This window comes from Limnohabitans sp. (assembly GCF_044361985.1).
Lineage (GTDB): Bacteria > Pseudomonadota > Gammaproteobacteria > Burkholderiales > Burkholderiaceae_C > Limnohabitans_A.
The window spans coordinates 1-3,271 of the sequence record NZ_JBIKHV010000169.1 but is presented as its reverse complement, the minus strand read 5'-3'; the positions used below and the strand labels follow the sequence as shown (position 1 = coordinate 3,271).

The window sequence follows — 3,271 nt, the reverse complement described above, 5'->3', positions numbered from 1 at the left end:
TGCGCGACAGGCTGTAACCCCGGTGCGACAGGCCGCCCGGCAAGTAGGGCCCCAACAAGCCGTAAAAAATCGCTGCAATCGCCAGCAGCGGCAAGAAGATGCCCATGGTGCGCCGCGTGGCCTCGATCACCATGGCAATCGCAATCACGCCCATCATCAGGTCCAGCGGTGTGTGCTGGCCGGGGCGATCGATGTAGATGTGCTGAAAAAACACCAGCAAGTACAGCGAAAAGCCCGAAGCCAGCGCCGCAAACACCCAGTCACGCCACGGAATGTGGGTGTGGCTGCCGTCAAAATGCTTGAACGGCAAGGACAAACCTGCCAAGGCCACCAGCACCGCCAGGAAGGTGTAGCGCATGGCGTCGGGGATGGGCTCGGTGATCTTGTCCAGCAAGCTCCAGCCCATGAACAGGTAAAAGCCCACCAGCCCGATGGACACGGTCCATTCCCAATGGCCGGGCAGGCGTTTTTGACGTGGAAACACCAGAAAACACAAGCCCAACACCACGGCCAGGTGAATGGCGCGGTGGGCGATTTCGTTTTCAAGGCCAAAACCAGCGGTGTAAAAGTGCCAGGCCGACAGGCCGGCACACAAGACCATCACCACTTTGGCGCTCCAGCCGGCCAAGCGGCGGAAACTCGATTCGGGGTCAAACTGCTCGATCAGGCGGTCGACTTCTTGCTGTTTGGCACTCATGGGTTTTCCATCATGGCAAAGGGCAATTTTCAGCCCGCATTTCAATTGATTTGGGGCTCAGCTGGCCCAGTAAAACTTCACGTCCGTCTGCCAGCACCAGCCGCATCGACTGGGCGGGCAAAGGCAAGACCACCAAAGGCTCGACCAGCCTGTCGAGCAGCAAACGCCAGCCTGCACCATCGCGCAACAAGCGCTCGCCCGGCCCAGCTGCCGATGGCAGGCCATAGCCTTCACCTTCAAAGCGTTCTTCGACCAAGTAAGCGCGCCAGCCCTGCGTGCTGTGCCGCCAAACATAGCGGTCCAGCACGGGCGTGCCCAGCACCGAGTGGGTGAACCCCACATCAGCAGCGGGGTGTGCCGGGTTCAAGGGCAAGCGGGTCAAGGCACGGCCGCTGCGGTGTTCGCTCAGCACCAGCTCGCAAGCCATTGCGACCCCAGGTGCAGCCAATGCGCAGGCCACCAGCGCCCACGCCACCAGGGCGAGGCGCTTGGGGTCTGTCACTTAGCGATGCCCTTTTCCTTGAAGTAACGCAAGGCACCGGGATGCAGGGGCACACTGGCCACGGATGTGGCCGTGTTCAGGTTGATATTTTTGCCCTGCACATGCACCTGGCCCATGATGGCAGTGTTCTCATACAGCGCCTTGGTCACTTCGTAGGCCACGTTCTCGGGCACGCCATCGTGTGTAGCCCAGATGGCCATCACCGCCAGCGTGGGCACGGCAGCGGTTTGGCCTTTGTAGGTGTTGGCGGGCAATTGCACCTGAGTGTAGTAAGGCTGCTCCTTGAGCAAGGTGGCCACTTCGGGGCCGGACAGCGGGATGATCTTCAGCGCATGGCTTTGCGCGAAATCGGTCACGGCCGCCACGGGCACACCGCCCGTGATCAAGGTGGCGTGCAAGTTGCCGTCCTTGATCTTGTCCACCGCCTGCGTGAACGAGGAGCTGTCTTCTTTCACATCGGTGCGGGCCATGCCGTGCACCTTGAGCAAATCGGTCACCAACTGGTACTGGCCGGAGCCGGGCGCACCCGAAGAAATGCTTTTGCCCTTGAGGTCCTTGACGCCGTTGATACCCGAGTCGGCGCGGGTGATCAGCTGCACGGTCTCGGGGTACAACGCACCCAGGGCTCGCAGGTTTTTCAGGGGCGCATTGGCAAACTGGGCTTTGCCGTTGTAGGCCGCATCCAGAATGTCGGCCGCCACAAAGGCCGACTCGATGTCCTTGGTGCCCAGCAGTTTGGCGTTGCCCACCGAAGCGCCTGCGGCTTCAGCGGTGGCGGTGATTTTCTTGCCGTCCACGGTGGCTTTGTTGGAAATCAGCTGGGCCAGCATGCCGCCCAGTGGGTAATACGTGCCCCCCGTTCCACCTGTGGCGATGCCAAAGAATACGCGTTGTTGGGCGATGGCGGCACCCGAGAGAACGGCTGCGGAGGCCACCAGGGTCAAGACCAGTCGGCGATTGAGTTTCATCGGTTTTCCTTTGTGAAGAGGGGGTTCGGTCAAAATGTCAGCGAAAGCCTTTTGCAACATGCATCCAGCGCTTTGCAGTTGCACAGTGTGGTGTGGAAAGCCCCACCAGGTCAAGCCTTCGCCAATTCTGATGCTGAGCATCAGAAAAACCAATACAGACCGGCCCTGCCGCGCAAACCTTCGATGAAAAAACGTGCTTCAGACAAAGTGGTCCCCCCCTCCTGGGAACAGCTGGGCAGCTGGGTGGCCTTGGTGGAAACCGGCTCTGTGTCGGCGGCGGCGCTGCGGCTTGGCATTTCCCAGGCGGGCGTGTCCCAACATGTGCGGCAACTGGAGGAGTCGCTGGGTGCCTCACTGCTCGACCGGGCCACGCGGCCAGCCCACCCAACGGCGTCTGGTCAGCGCCTGTATGAGCAGGCGCGTGACCTGCTCTCGCGGGCCAGCCACATGACCGAGACGGTGCGTGCCCTGAGCCGCAGCAAAAGGAGCTTGTTGCGGCTCGGGTGCGTGGACTCCTTTGCCGCCACGATTGGCCCGCAAATGGTGCGGGGCTTGGCCGGTCGTGTGCAGCGGTTGCGCCTGGTGTCGGGCATCAACCCGGGCCTGGCCAAGCAGTTTGACAACCACCAGCTGGACGTGCTGATCACCACCGACGATCCCAAACCCGCCGCCGGGCGTGAATACTTGGCCTTGTTTTCAGAACAGTTCTTGCTGGCCGTGCCCGCGGACTTCCCGCTGCCGCCTCTGGCGTCCTTGCACCAGCTCAGTGGTTTGCGGCCCTTCATGCATTACAGCACCCGCTCCAAAATGGGGGCGTTGGTCGATGCCTACCTGGCCCGCCACGACCCCGAAATCGAGCAGGTGTTTGAATTTGACGCGACCGACCCCTTGCTGAGCTTGGTGCGCGAAGATTTGGGCATTGCCCTCACAACCCCTTTGTGCCTGTGGCAGTCGCGCTACCACGCCATGCACCTGAAGTGTGTGCCCCTGACGGCTTTGCGGCATCAGGGCCAGGCCTACCCGCCCCTGCAACGCACCTTCTACATGGTGTACCGGCCCGACGAATTGGGGCCTTTGGCCCAGGACATTGCGGCCATGGTGCGG

The 3,271-nt window shown here is 61.7% G+C and carries 3 protein-coding genes and 1 pseudogene; 1 reads left to right on the top strand and 3 read right to left on the bottom strand.

Going from position 1 to position 3,271, the window contains the following annotated elements:
* The 3 genes and pseudogenes from ACIQ3A_RS14580 to ACIQ3A_RS14570 form a co-directional block, all read right to left on the bottom strand.
* A pseudogene (locus tag ACIQ3A_RS14580) lies at positions 1-697 on the bottom strand (hypothetical protein); the annotation flags it as partial.
* A gap of 10 nt (positions 698-707) precedes the next feature.
* On the bottom strand, positions 708-1,199 hold the full coding sequence (locus ACIQ3A_RS14575) for a DUF1850 domain-containing protein (RefSeq protein ID WP_396432446.1): 492 nt from the start codon (positions 1,197-1,199) through the stop codon (positions 708-710).
* Positions 1,196-2,167, bottom strand: a complete 972-nt coding sequence (locus tag ACIQ3A_RS14570; RefSeq protein WP_396432445.1) for a TAXI family TRAP transporter solute-binding subunit — start codon at positions 2,165-2,167, stop codon at positions 1,196-1,198. The genes ACIQ3A_RS14575 and ACIQ3A_RS14570 overlap by 4 nt, the downstream gene beginning before the upstream one ends.
* A 183-nt stretch (positions 2,168-2,350) precedes the next feature.
* On the opposite strand from ACIQ3A_RS14570, the gene ACIQ3A_RS14565 reads away from it, so the two are divergent.
* Positions 2,351-3,271: LysR family transcriptional regulator (locus ACIQ3A_RS14565; protein WP_396432444.1), on the top strand; the 921-nt coding region annotated here is incomplete at its 3' end.

Bases quoted from the DNA above. Each gene is read 5' to 3' on its own strand.
- ACIQ3A_RS14570 (WP_396432445.1), bottom strand. From the start codon at position 2,167: ATGAAACTCAATCGCCGACTGGTCTTGACCCTGGTGGCCTCCGCAGCC.